General features: G+C 70.1%; 12 protein-coding genes. 5 read left to right on the top strand and 7 right to left on the bottom strand.

The features are described from left to right. Nucleotides 1-5: 5 nt before the first annotated feature. From ACH4TV_RS39585 to ACH4TV_RS39560, 6 genes are all read right to left on the bottom strand, one after another. Entirely contained in the window at nucleotides 6-1,454 is a 1,449-nt protein-coding gene (locus ACH4TV_RS39585) for a histidine kinase (protein ID WP_398406187.1), read from the bottom strand. A gap of 61 nt (nucleotides 1,455-1,515) precedes the next feature. Then, nucleotides 1,516-2,757 (bottom strand): hypothetical protein, encoded by a 1,242-nt coding sequence (locus tag ACH4TV_RS39580; RefSeq protein WP_398406186.1) that lies wholly within the window; start codon nucleotides 2,755-2,757, stop codon nucleotides 1,516-1,518. A gap of 173 nt (nucleotides 2,758-2,930) precedes the next feature. Next, nucleotides 2,931-3,761 carry a DUF1206 domain-containing protein gene (locus ACH4TV_RS39575; RefSeq protein ID WP_398406185.1) on the bottom strand — a complete coding sequence of 277 codons (831 nt, stop codon included), beginning with the start codon at nucleotides 3,759-3,761 and terminating at the stop codon, nucleotides 2,931-2,933. Nucleotides 3,762-3,836: 75 nt separating this feature from the next. Beyond that, nucleotides 3,837-4,007 (bottom strand): hypothetical protein, encoded by a 171-nt coding sequence (locus tag ACH4TV_RS39570; RefSeq protein ID WP_398406184.1) that lies wholly within the window; start codon nucleotides 4,005-4,007, stop codon nucleotides 3,837-3,839. Between the two features lie 36 nt (nucleotides 4,008-4,043). Then, on the bottom strand, nucleotides 4,044-4,400 hold the full coding sequence (locus tag ACH4TV_RS39565) for a PRC-barrel domain-containing protein (protein ID WP_398406183.1): 357 nt from the start codon (nucleotides 4,398-4,400) through the stop codon (nucleotides 4,044-4,046). A gap of 217 nt (nucleotides 4,401-4,617) precedes the next feature. Continuing rightward, the gene (locus tag ACH4TV_RS39560; RefSeq protein WP_398406182.1) at nucleotides 4,618-4,968 is read right to left on the bottom strand and encodes a DUF2255 family protein; all 351 of its coding nucleotides are present in this window, start codon (nucleotides 4,966-4,968) and stop codon (nucleotides 4,618-4,620) included. Nucleotides 4,969-5,179: 211 nt separating this feature from the next. On the opposite strand from ACH4TV_RS39560, the gene ACH4TV_RS39555 reads away from it, so the two are divergent. From ACH4TV_RS39555 to ACH4TV_RS39535, 5 genes are all read left to right on the top strand, one after another. Further along, a complete protein-coding gene (locus tag ACH4TV_RS39555; protein WP_398406181.1) occupies nucleotides 5,180-6,223 on the top strand; it encodes an NAD(P)-dependent alcohol dehydrogenase in 1,044 nt (347 codons plus the stop codon). 140 nt (nucleotides 6,224-6,363) lie between these two features. Further along, nucleotides 6,364-7,035, top strand: coding sequence for an SDR family NAD(P)-dependent oxidoreductase (locus ACH4TV_RS39550; RefSeq protein ID WP_398406180.1), 672 nt, complete (start codon nucleotides 6,364-6,366; stop codon nucleotides 7,033-7,035). A gap of 104 nt (nucleotides 7,036-7,139) precedes the next feature. Further along, nucleotides 7,140-7,775, top strand: coding sequence for a hypothetical protein (locus ACH4TV_RS39545; RefSeq protein WP_398406179.1), 636 nt, complete (start codon nucleotides 7,140-7,142; stop codon nucleotides 7,773-7,775). Between the two features lie 429 nt (nucleotides 7,776-8,204). Further along, nucleotides 8,205-8,753: a hypothetical protein gene (locus ACH4TV_RS39540; protein WP_398406178.1), complete on the top strand. Its 549-nt coding sequence runs from the start codon at nucleotides 8,205-8,207 to the stop codon at nucleotides 8,751-8,753. A 202-nt stretch (nucleotides 8,754-8,955) separates the two neighbouring features. Continuing rightward, nucleotides 8,956-9,507: a hypothetical protein gene (locus ACH4TV_RS39535; protein ID WP_398406177.1), complete on the top strand. Its 552-nt coding sequence runs from the start codon at nucleotides 8,956-8,958 to the stop codon at nucleotides 9,505-9,507. A gap of 108 nt (nucleotides 9,508-9,615) precedes the next feature. Here the strand turns inward: ACH4TV_RS39535 and ACH4TV_RS39530 are convergent, their stop codons facing one another. Next, a complete protein-coding gene (locus ACH4TV_RS39530; RefSeq protein WP_398406176.1) occupies nucleotides 9,616-16,134 on the bottom strand; it encodes an RHS repeat-associated core domain-containing protein in 6,519 nt (2,172 codons plus the stop codon). Nucleotides 16,135-16,253: the final 119 nt, after the last annotated feature.

Below are 16,253 nucleotides of genomic sequence, written 5' to 3'. Positions count from 1 at the left end.
GCAGGTCATTTCAGCGCGGCCAGCGTCAGCAGTACGACCAGGAAGCCCACCGTCGGCAGGACCACGAGCAGCGCCACACAGCCCGACCCCAGGACGCGCGGCCAGGTCAGGACCTCGTCGGACAGCGGGGCGCGGGCGCCGCCGGGCCCGGGGTTCTGGACGGAGGCCACCGGCAGTACCGGCACGGGACGGTCCCCGTGGGCCGGCAGCCAGGCCGCCACCCGGAAACCGCCGTTCAGCGGAACGCCCGCCTCGAAGGTGCCTCCGAGCAACGAGATCCGCTCGTGAAGTCCCGCCAGCCCGCTGTGGTTTCCCCCGCCCGAGTGGTCCGCCGTACGCGGTGCCTCGTTGGTCACGGACACCTCGATCCCCTTGCCCGTGTCCCTGACCTCGACCCGGGTGGGCGCGCCCGACGCATGCTTCAGCACGTTCGTCAGCCCTTCGCGGACCACCCGGTGGATCGCCTGCCGGGTGCGGACGTCCACCTCGGCCGAGTCGTCAACGGACCAGTCCAGCTCGATCGTGCCGCCCGTCCGCCGGGACTCCGTCACCAGGTCGGTGATGTCCGCCCGCGTCCCACGGTCGCCCCCGCCCCCGCTCCCGCCCCCGGTCTCGTCCGTCAGGTCCGCGTGCCGCAACACCCCGAGGATCTCCCGCAGTTCCTCCATGGCGGTCCCGGCTGTCGTCCGCAGCAGCTCGGCCTGTCCGACGAGGGGCGGTGCCTTGCGCGCGGCGGCGAGTTCGAGCGCCCCGGCGTGCACCGAGATCAGGCTCAGCCGATGTCCCAGGAGGTCGTGCATCTCGCCCGCGATCCGGTTCCGTTCCTCCATGCGGGCGGCCACGGCGGTGAGCGTGCGGGTCTGTTCGAGGTAGGCGTTGCGCTCCCGCAACAGGCTGACCAGTGGCCGTCGGCGCCCCAGCAGCGTCCCGGCCAGCGCGGGGAGCACCAGCAGCAGCACCACGGAGACCGCGTTGCCGGCCAGCGCCAGCGGCAGCGACTCGGACCCGGACCCGGACCCGACCAGCGCCCGTACGACGGTCAGGATCCCCACGACCGCGCAGGCGACCCCGACGACCTGCCAGGCGCGCCGGGGCGGTGCGATCCGGCGGGTGGCGGACAGGACGACCAACGGCACCACCGCCAGCGTCCATACGTTGTCCCCCACGAGCAGCACGGAGGCGCCCAGGACCGCGGCGACCGGCCTGCCCCGCCGGGCGGGCACGAGCAGCACGGCCCACAGCGCCTCCAGGACCGCCAGAGCCGGCCGTTCCGGGGGCACCAGCGCCAGCGGTACGAGTCCGAAGGCCGCCGTCAGCGCACAGAGCAGCGCCTCGGCGACGACGGTACGGCGTTCAGCGGCGCGCACCCCACCCCAGTCCCCGGCGACGGCGCGACGCACCCGCCCTGTCACTCGCGGCGCCAACTCCGGTATTCCTCCGGGCACTTGACGCACGCTCACTCCTGTTTCCCCGGCCACCACGAGCTCGTACCGTACTCGTGCTCGCCCCCGCGCATCACGCGCCCAGCCGGGGCAGCAGCTCCGCCCGCAACGCGGCGACGTCCACCCGGTCGGCCACCAACAGCCGTACGACCGTGGCGCCGTCCCCCTCGGCCCCCTCGGCCCCCGCTTCCGTCGCGGGCTCGTCGAGCAGCGCGGCCAGCAGGTGGACCGTACCGACCGTGGGCGAGCCGTGCTCGGCGGCGGAGAGCCGCGCGCGGGCCAGGACCCGCTCGGCGTCGGCGGACAGCCACACGCCGCCGTCCTCCCAGGCACTCTCGGGAACCGGTTCGGCGGCGGTCGCCGCGTGGACCAGGGAAGTCTGCCGTACTCCGTGCCGCCGCAGCAGGTCCGGGGCGGAGTTGGCGGCGGCCAGGCTCGCGAGGAGCGAACGCCCGGCGACGGGCAGCGCCCGGTCCAGGGCCAGGGCTCCCAGCAGCAGGTCCACCGGCTCCACCGCGCCGCGCCCGCACCGCACGGCTTGCCGCACGGCCTCGCCGGTCACCGCGAACAGCATCGGTGAGCCGTCCAGAGAAGCCCCGGACGTCCAGGAAGTGATCGCCCGCGACAGCTTGTTGCCGCTGCCCTTCCGGCCCAGGGTGCCGGCCCGGCGGAGCAGGGTGACGCCCCGGGATTCCGGCCCCTCGGTCTCCGTCGCGGCCTTCGCGTCCACTCCGTCGAGGGCGGTCGCCGCGGCGCCCGTGTCCAGCCGCCGCAGGAGCAGCGCCTCCCGCGCCCGGCTGCCCGGCAGGTCCAGCAGAGCCCGGGCCACATGCCGGCAGCGCACCGAGATCACGCCTTCGGCACGGGCCGAGGTGAGCGCGAGGAGCAGACACGCACGCAGCGCCCCGGACATCCCGGGCAGCACCCGCCCGCTCTCCGGGGCCGATTCGCGCGCCCCGAGCCCGAGACGCCACCGCGCCTCACGCCAGGCGGCGGCGACCTCCGCCTCGTCGGCGCCGACCCCGGCCTGCCCGCCGTCCCCCTCGTCGTCATCGCTCGCCCAACCCCGGCCGGCCCGCCCGGAGATCACCCCGCTGAGCGCACCGGCCTTCCGCATCCCGGGGGCGATCGCCGCACCGGCGTCCGTGTCCCCCATGACGAGCGCCGCCAGCAGGGTGTCCGTCCCCACGACCGGCGCCTCGTGCTTGACCGCGTGCCGCAGCGCCGCGACCAGGAGGTCCATGACATCGAACTCGAACTCCCTGGTCGCACCGCCCGCGGCCGTGGCCGTGTCGTCGGCGTGTGTTCCCGTCATCGACCGCTGATCCATAGCGAACGCCCCCTCGATCCGTACATACGTACGTACCTGACTGCCTGCCTGGTACGCACGACGCTAGGGGCACTCCCCGGACCACCGCGTCGGCCGACCGGCCACACTCCCGGTCCGATCGACCAGGCATCAGAGAAGGCGGACCCTCGGGTCGCCGTTCACAGGCGGCGCCAGCGGGCCGAGGCGAAGGAGAAGACGCCGAAGAGGATCAGCCCGACGGCGACGGCGACCAGGAGCCACGGTCCCGCCGGTGTCTGCGCGAAGCTGCGGAGCGTCGCGTCCACGCCCTTGGCCTTGTCCGGGTCGAAGCGGACAGCCGCCACCAGGACGAAGATCCCGGCCGCGGCGAACACCGCACCGCGCGCCACCCCGCCGCCCACGCCCAGCGCGGTGACGGCCTGCTTCGTACGGTGGCTCATCGTGCCGGTGTCCAGTTGCCGCAGGAAGCGCCGCAGGGCCGCCCGGACGGCGAGGACCACTCCGATGCCGATCAGCAGGCAGCCCGCGGCTCCCACCAGCACCTGGCCGTACGACAGTTCGAGCGCCGACGCCGTCCAGTCCTGCGACTGCTCGTCGCTGCTGGAGCCCTGGCCGCCGCCGGCCGCGTACACCGCCGTGGCCCAGCAGACGGCGGCGTAGAAGACCGCCCGCCCGCCGTCGAGGAGCCGCGAACCCACCTTCCGCCGAGGCCCCCTCCTGCCCACGGCGCGGGCTCCGCGCCACAGCGCCATGGCCGCGAAACCGACCACCAGCGCCCACAGCATCGCCTTCCCGAAAGGCTGCGTCGCGATCTCGCGCAGCGCGCCCTGCCGGTCCGCCTGGCCGCCGTTCCCGACGGCGATCCGGACGGCCAGCACCCCGACCAGTACGTAGACGATGCCGCGCGCGACGAAGCCGGCCCGCCCCGCGGCGGTCAGCGTCTCGCGCTCCGTGGAACGGGCGGCGACCTTCGCGTGCCGGCCGCGACCCTGCGTGTCGGACGACGTCACGATGTCCTCCCTCGGCGTGGACGTGCGATGCGCGTGCACCGCTTCCCAGTGCCCAGGGCCGGGCTTTTGATGCGCTCAGCGAAGCGGGCGCCGTCGGGCGCGGCGGATCAGCCACACGACGCCCAGGGTCACATCGGCCACGAGAACCACGATCCCGACGGCCAGCAGATAGCCCAGGCCGTCGGCTGTCGCGCCGATGATTCCCAGGACGACGGCGACAAGGACGAGCAGAAGGAACAACGCCACGCCTCGGACACCTCCCTCGGTGGGCCCTGCCGTCGCTCAGCGGCGAGCGAGCTGCCGTTCGCCGTTCGCGCCCGGCCGGTAGGTCATGCCGTAGTGCTGGAAGATCGCTTCCTCCTGCTCGGCGGGCAGGATGTCGTCCGTGCCGATCGAGGGAGCCTTCTTGACCAGGCTCCTGCTGTACGAGATCTGCACGTAGCCCGGCCCGAGGAGCGCGTCGTCGAGGGGCACGAAGACCAGGCGCCGACGGGTCGGCGGCCCGGTCCGTACGGTGACCACGGCCGGTTCGTCGGTCGCGGTGTCCACGTAGACCGCTTCGAGGATGCCGATCTTGCGCCCCTTCGCGTCGACGACGTCATGGGTGCGCCACTCGCGGATGTCGGCTGCCTGGATCATGCGCTGCCCCTCCTGTGTGGGACACCCGTCGACACGGGCCAAAACCACCGGTACGGCCGTGACAGCGACTCCGGTGGAACCCGCCGGAGTCGCCCTTCCGGGCCGCCGCACGGTGAGTGGGCCGACCCTCCCTCCAGATTACTGCGACCGGCGCGACTCGCCCCCTGTGAGCAGCGGGGCTGTCCCCCGGAGGAGGCCGGCCGTGTCCCGGGTGCGGTCAGCGCGGGACGAGGCGGGTCGTGGACTCGCGGGACTTCTCGGTGAGGACGTGGTCGACGATGCCCTTGTACGAGCCGTACTTACGGCGGTAGGCGGCGTCGACGCCGGACCAGTCGCCGGGGTCCGCGTCCTGGAAGGTGACGTCCTTGCGCACGCCGCCCGCACTGACCCGCCCCTGGCGGCACTGTTCCGGGGAGCCACGAGCGGGGGTATGACACAGCCCCCTTCGCAGCAGCCTCCTTCGCAGAATGAGGGGCCCTGTCACCCCCCGGAACACCACTCCCTGGCACAGCCCGCCCTGCCACCCCGCGAGCTCGTCCAACAGGCTGGAAGCCGACCCGAGAGACATGATCGATATAGATCGCCATAGACCGACATGGAATGACCACAGCTGATCCGGTCACCGGGGAAGGCGACGCCCAAGTACCTGGCGGACAACGCGGGCGCCGGTGACCTGGCCGAACCCGACGCGCTGCCCGCCCCCGAGGGCGGCCGCTGCTCCTGACGAACCCCGCTCACCCCAGCTCGGCCACCACCCGGCCGAAGAAGGAGAACAGCCCATGCTCACCGTCCCCGCCTACGCCGCCACGTCCGCCACCGACCCCCTCACCCCCACGACCATCGAGCGCCGGGACGTGGGCCCGCGCGACATCCTCATCGAGATCAAGTACACCGGCATCTGCCACTCCGACATCAGCAACGCCCGCAGCGAGTGGGGGCCCTCGACCTACCCCGTGGTCCCCGGGCACGAGATCGCCGGCGTGGTCACCGAGGTCGGCGCCGAGGTCACCCGGCATGCGGTCGGCGACCGGGTCGGCGTCGGCTGCGTGGTCAACTCCTGCGGCGAGTGCGCGCCCTGTCTGCGGGGCGAGGAGCAGTACTGCCTGCCGGGCAACACCCTCACCTACGGCTCCGTCGACAAGGACGGCACCCTCACCCACGGCGGCTACTCCACCCACGTCGTCGTCACCGAGGACTTCGTCGTCCGCATCCCCGAGGGCATCGACCTCGACGAGGCGGCCCCGCTCCTCTGCGCGGGCATCACCACGTACTCCCCACTGCGCCGCTGGGGCGCCGGCCCCGGCAAAAAGGTCGCCGTCATCGGCCTCGGCGGTCTCGGCCACATGGCCGTCAAACTCGCCCACACCATGGGCGCCGAGGTCACCGTCCTCTCCCAGTCCCTGAAGAAGATGGACGACGGCCTACGCCTGGGCGCCGACCACTACTTCGCCACCAGCGACCCGGCCACCTTCGACGAACTCGCCGGCACCTTCGACCTGATCATCAACACCGTCAGCGCGAAACTCGACCTCGACGCCTACCTCGGCCTGCTGGCCGTCAACGGCACCCTCGTCAACGTCGGCGCCCCCGCCGAGCCCCTGTCGGTCCAGGTGTTCTCCCTGATCCTGCGCGGCCGGTCCTTCGCCGGCTCCCTGATCGGCGGCATCCGCGAGACCCAGGAAATGCTCGACTTCTGCGCCGAACACGGCATCGGCTCCGAGATCGAGGTCATCCCGGCCGACAAGATCAACGAGGCGTACGAACGGATGCTCGCCTCCGACGTGCGCTACCGCTTCGTCATCGACACCTCGACGCTGAACTGACCGCACCGGCACGAGACCACCCCGTACGAGGAGCCGCGCCCCCGAAGCCCTCGTACGGGGTGCCGCCACGTCGGCCGCAGGCATCGTGCGCGGCCCCTGCGGCCCCTGCGTCCCCTGCGGCTCTGCTATAGGAGTGACCCATGACCACCACCATCGCCATCATCGGAGCCGGACCGGGTCTCGGCGCCGCCGTCGCCCGTCGGTTCGGCCGCGAGGGCTTCGACGTCGCCCTCGTCTCGCGCAGCCTCGAACGCACCACCGCCCTCGCCGCCGAGCTGGCCGCCGAAGGCATCACCGCACGCGGCTTCGCCGCCGACGTACGCGACCCGAAGACCCTCGAAGCGGCCCTGGACGCGGCGACCGCGACCCTGGGCCCGATCGAGGTCCTGCAGTACAGCCCGGTCCCGCAGCCCGACTTCATGCGGCCGGTCCTGGAGACCGGCCCTGAGGACCTCCACGGCCCGATCGAGTTCTCGGTCTACGGCCCGGTCACCGCCGTACGCCAAGTACTCCCCGGCATGCAGCGCCTCGGCCGCGGCACCGTCCTCCTCGTCAACGGCGGCACCGCCGTCGTCCCGCACCCCGACCGCGCCGGTACCTCCATCGCCTTCGCCGCCGAGAGCGCGTACGGCCACCTGCTGCACGACACTCTCGCCGCCGACGGCATCCACGTCGCCCAGCTGATCGTCCCCGGCGCGATCATCGCCGGACACCCGCGAAAGGACCCCGGCGCCCTCGCGGACACCCTGTGGGCCCTGCACCGCGACCGCCACGGCTTCCGCCATTTCGCCGACGACCTCGACGCGGCCTGATCCGTCCGGGCGGAACGGGAGCGCGAGTGAGAATCCTGGGGCTTCTACACAGCCGCTTCGGGATTCGAACCCGAGACCTACGCATCACGAGACCGTGAGCGTTCGTGACGTCTCGTTCCCCAAAGGCGTCCGGCCACCGGCAGCGTGGTCCGCAGCTTAAAATCGACGCGGTGGATATCGACGCGGTGGATGACGAATGGTTCGACGTAGACGATGACGAGCTGAGCGGCGAGCACGCGGCTCTGATCGATGTCGTGCGGGGTTCAGCGCGCTCCTGGCCCGCATGCCCACCGAGTGAGACGGCTGTCCTCTTGTTCTCTCCGGAAGAGGCGGCCGACGACAGCGGGAGCGGCGCAAACGATGGTCACGCGTCGTACGACGTCGCTACGGCGCGGGCATTCGCCGACGGAAAGTCCGTCCTTGTGCTGATCGTCGATCTGTCCGACCCGGTGAAGAACCTGCTCCTGCGCACGCTGGGTGCGACGGTGGCCGGTGACCGTCTGTTCTGTGGCGAGCGGGACGACACCACCTACCGGCCGCAGCCGAGCGAGGACGTGGAGCCGCTGGAGTCCACTGGATCGCCGGAGGAGCTGGGTCACATTGCCGCCGCCTGGTTCGAGGAGATCGTCCGCCGACCCGTCATCGCCCCGCCTGGTCGAGGCCCGGCGTACTTCGTCACCCCGGGTGCTGCTCTGCCCGCCGGGCACCGCTGGGTCCGCAACGGCCCCGCCGCTGTCTGAGCCGGTCGCGTGCGACTGCCCGGACCAGGCAGACGAGCGGGCGGCACCCTGTCGGATGCCGCCCGCGTGGCCCGGGACGGCCGGACGGTCCGCGTCCCGCCCAGCCCTCAGAGGCCGACTGTCACTCGTCTTCCGACGCCTGTGTCAGACCCTGGCTGAAGCCCACCGCCTCCGCCTCGGCCCGGACTTCTGCCCGAGCTTCTCCCCGGGCCTCCGCGCCGGCCTCGACCTCCGACATCTCCTGCGTCCAGAGCCGGCCGCCTTCCGAATCTTGGCCCTGATGCCTGAACTGCTCGAGTTCGCGACTCCTGACACCGAGCGCAGACGTCGGTCTCCTTATCGGCGCACGCGATCGGCCCCGCCTGCCGAAGCAATTCCTTTGCCGGGCCCTGATACACCACAGCCGTACTAAGATTATATATTGCACTCATGTATAACGACTGGTTCGATGATGACGACGTAAACAGCCGACAAAAGGCTTTCCTGGATGTCGTCCGGGAGTCCGCACGCTCCTGGCCGGAATGCCCCCGCAATGCGACTTTCGTGCTTTTGTATCCAGACCCGGAAGAAGATGAGGAGTACACCGCACCAGAACCAACCGGATACATGGAGTATGACGCCGCACTGGAGCAGGCATTCGCCAGCAAAGAATCAGTGCTCACGGCGATCGTGGACATTATCGACTTCGGAGCGAATCTTCGCCTCAAGGTTCTGGGCGCCACCTTCGTCGGCAACAGTCTCATCTGCATGGAACGCAACGACACCTTCTGGCCGGAGCCCAGCAAGGACGTGAAGACACTGACTGCCACCGGATCGCCGGAAGAACTGGGGCGGATCGCCGCCGACTGGTTCGAAGAGATCGCCCGCCGCCCCGTCATCCACGCACCGAGCCCTCCGGGAAGGTGGTACTCCGTTACCCCCGGCACGGCCCTGCCGGCCGATCATCGCTGGGCCCGTAACGAGCCCGGAACGGGATGACCGAGGACACCCCTACGCCCCTATAGACCGCGGGTAGCGCCCCGGAAAGGTCGCCGCCGGCGAGATCCCAGACCGCCCGGCACCCGTTTCCGTCCGACCGCCGGCCACTACTCGTGCTCGAACGCTTACAGAAGTCACTCCGCCTCTGCCTGGGCTTACGCCCTGATACACCACAGCCGTATTAAGATTATATACTGCACCCATGCATAACGACTGGTTCGATGACGACGACGTGAACAGCCAACAGAAGGCTTTCCTGGACGTCGTTCGAGAGTCCGCGCGCTCATGGCCCGAGTGCCCCCCCGATATGACTTTCGTGCTCCTGTATCCAGACCCGGAAGATGAAGACGATGAATACATCGCACCAAAACCGAGCGGGTACACGGAGTATGACACCGTAATGGAGCAGGCATTCGCCAGCAAGGAATCAGTCCTCACGGCGATCGTGGAAATTATCGACTTCGGAGAGAACCTTCGCCTCAAAGTCCTGGGCGCTACCTTCGTCGGCAACAGTCTCATCTGCATGGAACGCGGCGACACCTTCTGGCCGGAGCCCAGCAGGGACGTAAAGCCACTGCACGCCACCGGATCACCGGAAGAACTGGGGCGGATCGCCGCCGACTGGTTCGAAGAGATCGCCCGCCGCCCCGTCATCCACGCACCGAGCCCTCCGGGAAGGTGGTACTCCGTTACCCCCGGCACGGCTCTACCGCCCGGACATCGCTGGGCCCGCAACGAGCCCGGAACGGGATGACCGACGACGCCCCCCCTTAAACCGCGGGCAGCGCCCCGGAAAGGTCGCTGCCCGCGAAATTCCAGAACGCCCGGCACCTGTTTTCAACCAGCCGCCGGGCGACGGTCGCTACTCGTCCTCGATCGCCTGCGAGAGTCCGAACTCCAGCCCCTCCGCCTCTTCCTCAGCCTGTGCCGCCGCTTCCGCCTGAGCCTCGGCGCCGGCATCGGCCTGTGACTGCAGCCAAAGACGTCCACCTTCACGCATCTTGGCCCCTGACGCCTTGAACTGCTCGATTTCGCGGCTCTCCTGACACCGGGTGCAGATGCTGATCTCTTTGTCTCTACGCGGACCGTGAGTCTCTGTGTACTGGAGGTCTTCCTTCGCCGAGCCGTTCTTCACCGCCTCCTCGTCGCAGCTGTCCTCCGAGCAGACCCCGGAGTTTCCGCTCGTAGCCGCTCTGTGCGCCGCCCAATACAACATCCTCTTCTTCTCGTCCCAGGCAACGCTGATCGTGGAGAACTTGTTCAGCCCCCTGTTGCTCAGTTCTCCGTCGGCATTGAGTTGCTGCAGGCGGGCGATGACCGCGCCGCGTACGCGTCGGGACGCGTCCAGGTACTCCTGTGTCTGCCATTTCTCGTCTTCTACGGCGATGGCACCGGAAACCGTGTTCTTACCGGTGATGGCCTTGATGTGTTCGTCTTCGGCATAGTTGGCCTCCGCTTCTACCGCGTCTTCGGCCGCCTCGGCGAAGTAGCTGGGTTTGGCCTTCGGGTCGTAGTCGGAGCAGTTGTGGGCGTTGCAGTTGTTGCCGAGCCCCTCTTCGTTGGCCAGGTGCTGGCTTATGGGCTTGTCGCCCTTGTGCACCGGCTTGTTCATGGTGGGGTCGGCCCACCAGTTGTCGGTCCCAGTGGGGTCGTAGCCGATGAGGGGGTTGTTGTCGCCGTAGGTGTAGCCGTTGAGGGAGAGGGGGTCGGCGGTGTCGAGGAGGGGGTCGACGGACAGGAAGCGGCCGGTGATCGCGTCGTATTCGCGGGCGCCGAGGTAGGTGAGGCCGGTGGTGGCGTCGGTGGTCTTGCCCAGGAAGCCGCTGTCGTCGGGCCAGGTTCCGGTGCCGCCGGTGCGGGGCGCGCCGAAGACGGTGGTGTAGCGCTTGGTGGTCTTCTGGGTGGTGGCGTCGACGGCGAGGGTGGCGGTTCCGTGCGGGTCGCCGGCCAGCCAGGTGAGGGTGTTGGTGCCGGTCTGGTTGCTGCGCAGGGCGATGACAGTGCCCCCGGCGCTGTAGTAGCGCTGCGCCCAGGAGGAGGTGGTGCCGGTCTTGAGGTGGACCTCGGTGTCGCCGAGGTAGAGGACGATGTCGCCGGTGGTGGCGCGGCGGATGAGCAGGTTGCCGTCGGCGTCGTAGACGTGGCTGGTGGTGCTCTTGACGGTGCCGGCGGCGGACTTCTCGGTGAGGGTGTCGAGTTGGCCCTGGGGGTTCCAGGTCAGTGACTGGGTGTCGGTGCTGTTGGGGCGGGTCTTGGTGTCGCCGGTGGTGTCGTAGTCGTAGGTCTTCGCCGCGCCTGTGCAGGTGGCTCCGGCCGTGGTGAGGAGGGTGGCCAGGGCGTGCGGTCGGGCGGCGTCGTAGCAGTAGGTCGTGGTGACGGCGGCGCCGGCGGGGGTGCGGTCGGTCTCTGTGGAGCGCAGGCCGCCGTCGGTGTAGGCGTAGGTGGTCCAGTAGGGGCTGGCGCCGCCGAGGTCGGCGGTGGTGCGGCCGGTGGCGGAGCAGTCGGCACCGGCCGGGGTCCACGCCTCGGTCAGTCTGCGGTAACCGTCGTACGCGAAGCACTGGTTGTCGGCCGCGCCGGTGCCGCCCAGGGTGGCGGTGTCGAAGATGTTAGTGACGTTGCCGGCGGCGTCGTAGCCGTAGTTGAGTTCCTGGAGCTCGTAGCCGTGGGTCTGGTCGGTGACGGTGGACTGGGTGAGTTGGTCGGTGCCCTCGTCGTACACGTCGGTGACGTACGCCTTGAGGGTGCCCGCGGCGTCGGAGGTGCCGAGGGTGAGCTGCTGGGGTCGGCCGGTGTTGGTGTAGGCCGCGGCGAGCAGGTACGCGCCGGCACCTCCTTCGACCTTGGTGGGCAGGCCGAGGGTGCTGTGGGAGGTGGTGATGGTCTCCGCGGGAAGGCCGCCGGCGGCCGGGTCGGAGACGTACTGCTGGGTGCCGTCGGTGTTGTAGTAGGTCTTGGTGACAAGTTGTGCGGCGACGGCGCCCGAAGTGACCAGCGGGTCGGCGGCGGGCAGGTCGAGTTCGCTGGTGGTGGGGTGATAGAGGCTGTCGTAGGCGGTGGTCTTGCGGGTGTAGGCGCTGCCGGTGACACCGCCGGTGTAGCTGGTGGAGGAGTCGGGTCGGCCCTTGGCCAGGCTGTCGTAAGCCCAGTGGTCGAGCTTGTTCGCGTCGGTACGGCTGGTCTTCCAGTCGTCGGTCTTACGGCCGAGGACGTCGTAGCCGTACAGCAGGGTGGTGCCGCCGGCGTCGGTGGTGGAGTCGATCTGGTCCAGTGCCGTGTAGCCGGTGGCGGTGGTCCCCTTGTCGGGGTCTGTGGACGAGGTCTGGCGGCCGAAGAGGTCGTAGCCGTACGACCACGCGGCGCCGTCCGGACCGGTGGCGGTGCTCTTCTGGCCGTCCCCGCTGTAGGTGAAGGCTGTGGACAGGTACGGGGTGCCGACTCCGGAGCCGTACTGCGTGTCGGCCGGGCTGGTGCCGGCGTATTGGCGCTGTTCGGTGGTACGGCCGAAGACGTCCGTGAGGGTGCGGGTGGCACTGCCTCCGGCCGGGGCGCTGGTGGCTGTGGAGTCACCGGTGTAGGCGGTGGTGGTGGACCACTTCTGGACGCCGGACTCGTAGAACGTGCTGTTGGTGACCCGGCCTGCGCCGTCGAAGACGAAGTCGGTCTGCTTGGGGGCCCGCCCGTACTCCGCCCGGGTGTAGGTGCCCGAGGGGGTGGCGGTGGAGTCGAAGACGTCGGCGTACGTCTCGTAGGCCATGCCGCGGCTGTCGTAGCGGGTGTCGGTCAGCAGCCGACCGCCGTTGGGGGTCGGCGACTGCGTCTGGAGTGGCCGCATCAGCGCGTCGAAGATGCTGTACGTGGTGTTGTACGAGCCCTCGGCGATGATCGAGGAGGTCGAGGTCCACGACGGGGCGCTGTTGCTGACGTGGTAGGCGTAGGTGTAGTTGGCGCCGTATCCGGCCGCGTGGGACTGGTTGGGCAGCCAGACGGCGGTGACCCGGCCGAGTGCGTCGTAGGCCGTCTCGGTGATCTTGCTGTTGGCGTCGTAGTCCTTGACCGGGCTGCCGCGCGCGAAGTCCTGGTAGGTGTAGGTGATCTGGGACTTGGCGTTGGTGACCTGCACGCGGGTGACCGGGCCGGCGGCTGCCGGGACGTACGCGGTGGTGGTCGTGTTTCCTGCCGCGTCGGCGACCGTGAGCGCGCGGCCGAGCTTGGCGGTGGTGTCGTCGTACGTCATCTTGCTGACGGTCTGCCAGGAGGATGGCGGGCGCTCTCCACCGGTGGCGGTGGCCGGGTAGGCCGAAGCACGGCCTGTCCAGGTGGCCTCGCCCAGCGTCGGGGTCTGCGTGGCGCTCCACCCGGTCGCGGAGGTGTTGTCGTAGACGGTCGCGGTGTCGGACAGCACGTCGCCGCGGGTCGCCGAGGACGTGGGCAGGACGAGGTCGGTCTCGGCGGTGGTGCACGGCTTGCCGGTGACGCGGGTGCGGGAGACCAGCGAGGTCAGCCCCTCGGCGGCGTTGCGGGCATACCAGGTGCGCGTGCAGGTCTCGTCGCCACTCTTGGCGTTGTCGCCGGAGTCGTCCTGTGAGACCGCCATGCCGTGGTCGTCGTAGGAGGTGCCGACGGTGCGGGTGCGCCATCCGGCGGTGGCCGTCAGGTAGGTGGCGGTTTCGGTCCTGCCGGTGCGGACGTAGTACGAGGAGACGTCGGCGTAGGACTTCTGCTGGCTTGCCGTCAGGCTCGACCAGGGGTTGTTCACGCTGACCGAGACCGGTGTGGCGCCGTCGTAGCCGAGCTGCTCGCGGGCGAAGCCGGCGTACTGGTCGCTGTCGGTCTGGCCCGGGACGGTGAGGCCGGCGAAGCTGACACCGGGTACCGACACCGTGCGTCTGGTGCCGTCCTTTCGGCTGTCGCCGTCCATGCCCTGGAGGTAGACGGTGGTGGTCTTGGAGCGGGTGCCGGCCGCGGAGCCGATGTAGGCGGTGACCGTCCCGTAGCCGCGCCATTCGGACCAGGTGCGCTCCTTGGCCGGAGTCAGCGGGTCGTCGCTGTGATGCCAGGCGGGACCGGAGTACGCGTACGAGGTCTCCATGGTCTCGCCGTGGCCGGTCGGGTCGGAGGTGACCACGGCCAGTACCCGGTACTTGTTGAACCAGTCCAGCGTGGCGTCATCGGCGCCGTTGACGTGCCAGTACACCGGATAGCAGCTGGTGGTGTCGTCGTCCTCGGCCGCAGGCATGTTCGAGCCGCGTACGCACTCGGGGTCGGACAGGGTGACGGTGGTGATCGCGCCGGTCTCGGAAGTGACCGACTGGATCCGGGGCCGGTTCAGCGGGAGGACGTCGTCGGTGGGTGCGTCGACCCGGTTGGCCCGCATCTGGTAGGTGAAGGTGACCGGGGCCAGCGTGATCGCGGTGCCGTTCTCACCGGTGTGCGTGATGCTGTCGAGCACCAGGGTCTGGTCGGTGCTGTTGCCGATGTCGCCCGGGTCCAGGTACTCCTGCTTGAGCGCCCACGAGTCCACCGGGGTGAACGCGGCCGGGGCGGCGGCAGCGTTCCAGGCGAACGTCTCGACCTTCGTCAGGCGTTTGCGGGTGAAGAACTCCGGGCTGTCGCCGTGGCAGGTCGCGTCCTTCGCACAGATCGAGTCGAAGGGGACGTCCGGCCAGTTGGGCGCTGTGGTCTGCGTCAGCGAGGAGCAGTCCGCGGCGGTGCAGCGCTCGTCGTAGGTGAACTGCACCTTGTCGGAGGCGTTGACGCTGCTGAAGAGGGTGTCGGAGCGCTGTCCGTACAGGATGTGGTCGAGGTAACCGCCGCGGGTGTAGAGGGCGGTGCCGGTGGTGGCGCCGTTTTTGGCGTAGTAGTTCGTCTCCGGGGTGTACCAGTACGACATGGCGTTGCCGTGCAGGTCCACGACGTAGTCGAGGTTCCAGCGCCACGCCTGGTTCTTGGCTCGGCCGGCGAAGCTGGTGCCGTCGCTGTAGCCGGGCTCGCCGTCGTCGTCGCCGAAGACGGGGGCGGTCCACACCGAGTCGGTGCGCTGGGTGTCGGCGCCGGGGAGCTTGTTCAGGCCGAAGACGTACTTGGTGCCGTCGCCGGTGGTCACCGTCCAGTACTCGCCGGCGCCGTCGACGCTTCCGTCGCCCTCGTCGCCGTTGTCCGCGCCGGTGGAGTGCGTGACGGTGGAGGCGTCGTCGTCCTTGAGGTGCCACTGGCCGGTGGTGTCGTCCTTGACCAGCTCGGTCGCTTCGCCGTCGAGCACGAGAGTGGCGTTGTCGTACTTCCAGCACAGGTCGAAAGTGCCGGTCTCGCCGTCCTCGTCGCACGAGCCGTAGGAGCGCTCCACGTAGGAGGAGGCGGTCAGGTCGAAGCCCTCGCCGACCTGACTGCCCTGGTTGTTCGTCGAGGCGGTGCGGCCGTCGATGCTGCCGGAGTCGTAGGACAGCGACAGTGACGGGGCCGGCCCTGCCGCGTCCGGAGGCGTGGCCATCGGGTAGGACCAGGTGAACGACCCCGAGGAGGCCCCCGCGGACCAGGTGGACGACGACGACAGCGAGGACGCGCTGTAGTTGCCCGAACCCGAGGACGCCTCACCCTGACTTGCGGCCACGGCCAGGACCGTGGCCGGTCCGGCACTCGCCGCCCGCAGAGTGACATCGGCGCTGACCGACTGACCGGTCGCGTCGTTGGCCGACTTCAGCGGTGTCTGCGTGCGGCAGGCGGCCTTGCCCGGTGTGGTCAGGGCACATGCCGGGAGTTCGACCAGGCGCAGCCGGCCGCCCCAGCCGCCTCCGTAGGCCGACGCGAAGGACGCGTAGTCCGCACTCAGCCGCGCGGAACCGGCGCTCTCCGCGGTCGCCGACAGCAGCACACCGTCGACTCCCGCCGCCTGCGCGTGCCTCTGGTCCAGGGCGCGGACGACGACCCGGCCCGCGGCGGCGCCCTTCACACCGCGCGTGAGGGTGACCGGCATCCCTCCGGCGGTCACCCTCAGCGCGCCCTTGGCCGGCAAGGTGCCCGACGCCTGCCCGGCCCCCGGCCACACGGCCTTCTGCTGGGCGCGCGCCGCCTTGGCCTGCGACGCGTTGACGGCCCTGGCCTTCGCGACCTTGTTGCGCTCCGCCGCCGCTCCGAGCCCGGTGACCGGGTCGACCTTGTCGGCCCGCGCCTCGGGCAGCGCGGGCCGCCCCAGCCCGCCGCCGGTGCCGGCGGCAGCCGGGGACGCGACGAACCCCGTCGGCACCAACACCGCCAGGCAGACCGCGGCGACGACCGCCGTCCGTCTGCGACGGCGCTCGCGCTCGGCGCCGGGCCTACGCGGGAAAAGGATTCCGCGCAGCAGGGTGTCCCTCTGCCACGCGGCTCTCCTACGAGCACTCACGGCACGTCCTCCAAGCAGTCGGTAGGCACAGAGCACCGCCGTACGCGCGGACGGCCTCGTTCGGCAGCCCGCGTGCACGTCGGGATCGGGGAGTTGTTGCGGCGGAACCTCGTCGGAGA

The organism is Streptomyces sp. NPDC020898 (genome assembly GCF_044333925.1).
Taxonomy (GTDB): Bacteria; Actinomycetota; Actinomycetes; order Streptomycetales; family Streptomycetaceae; genus Streptomyces.
The sequence above is the reverse complement of the archived record's forward strand: the minus strand, read 5'-3'. Positions and strand labels throughout refer to the sequence as shown.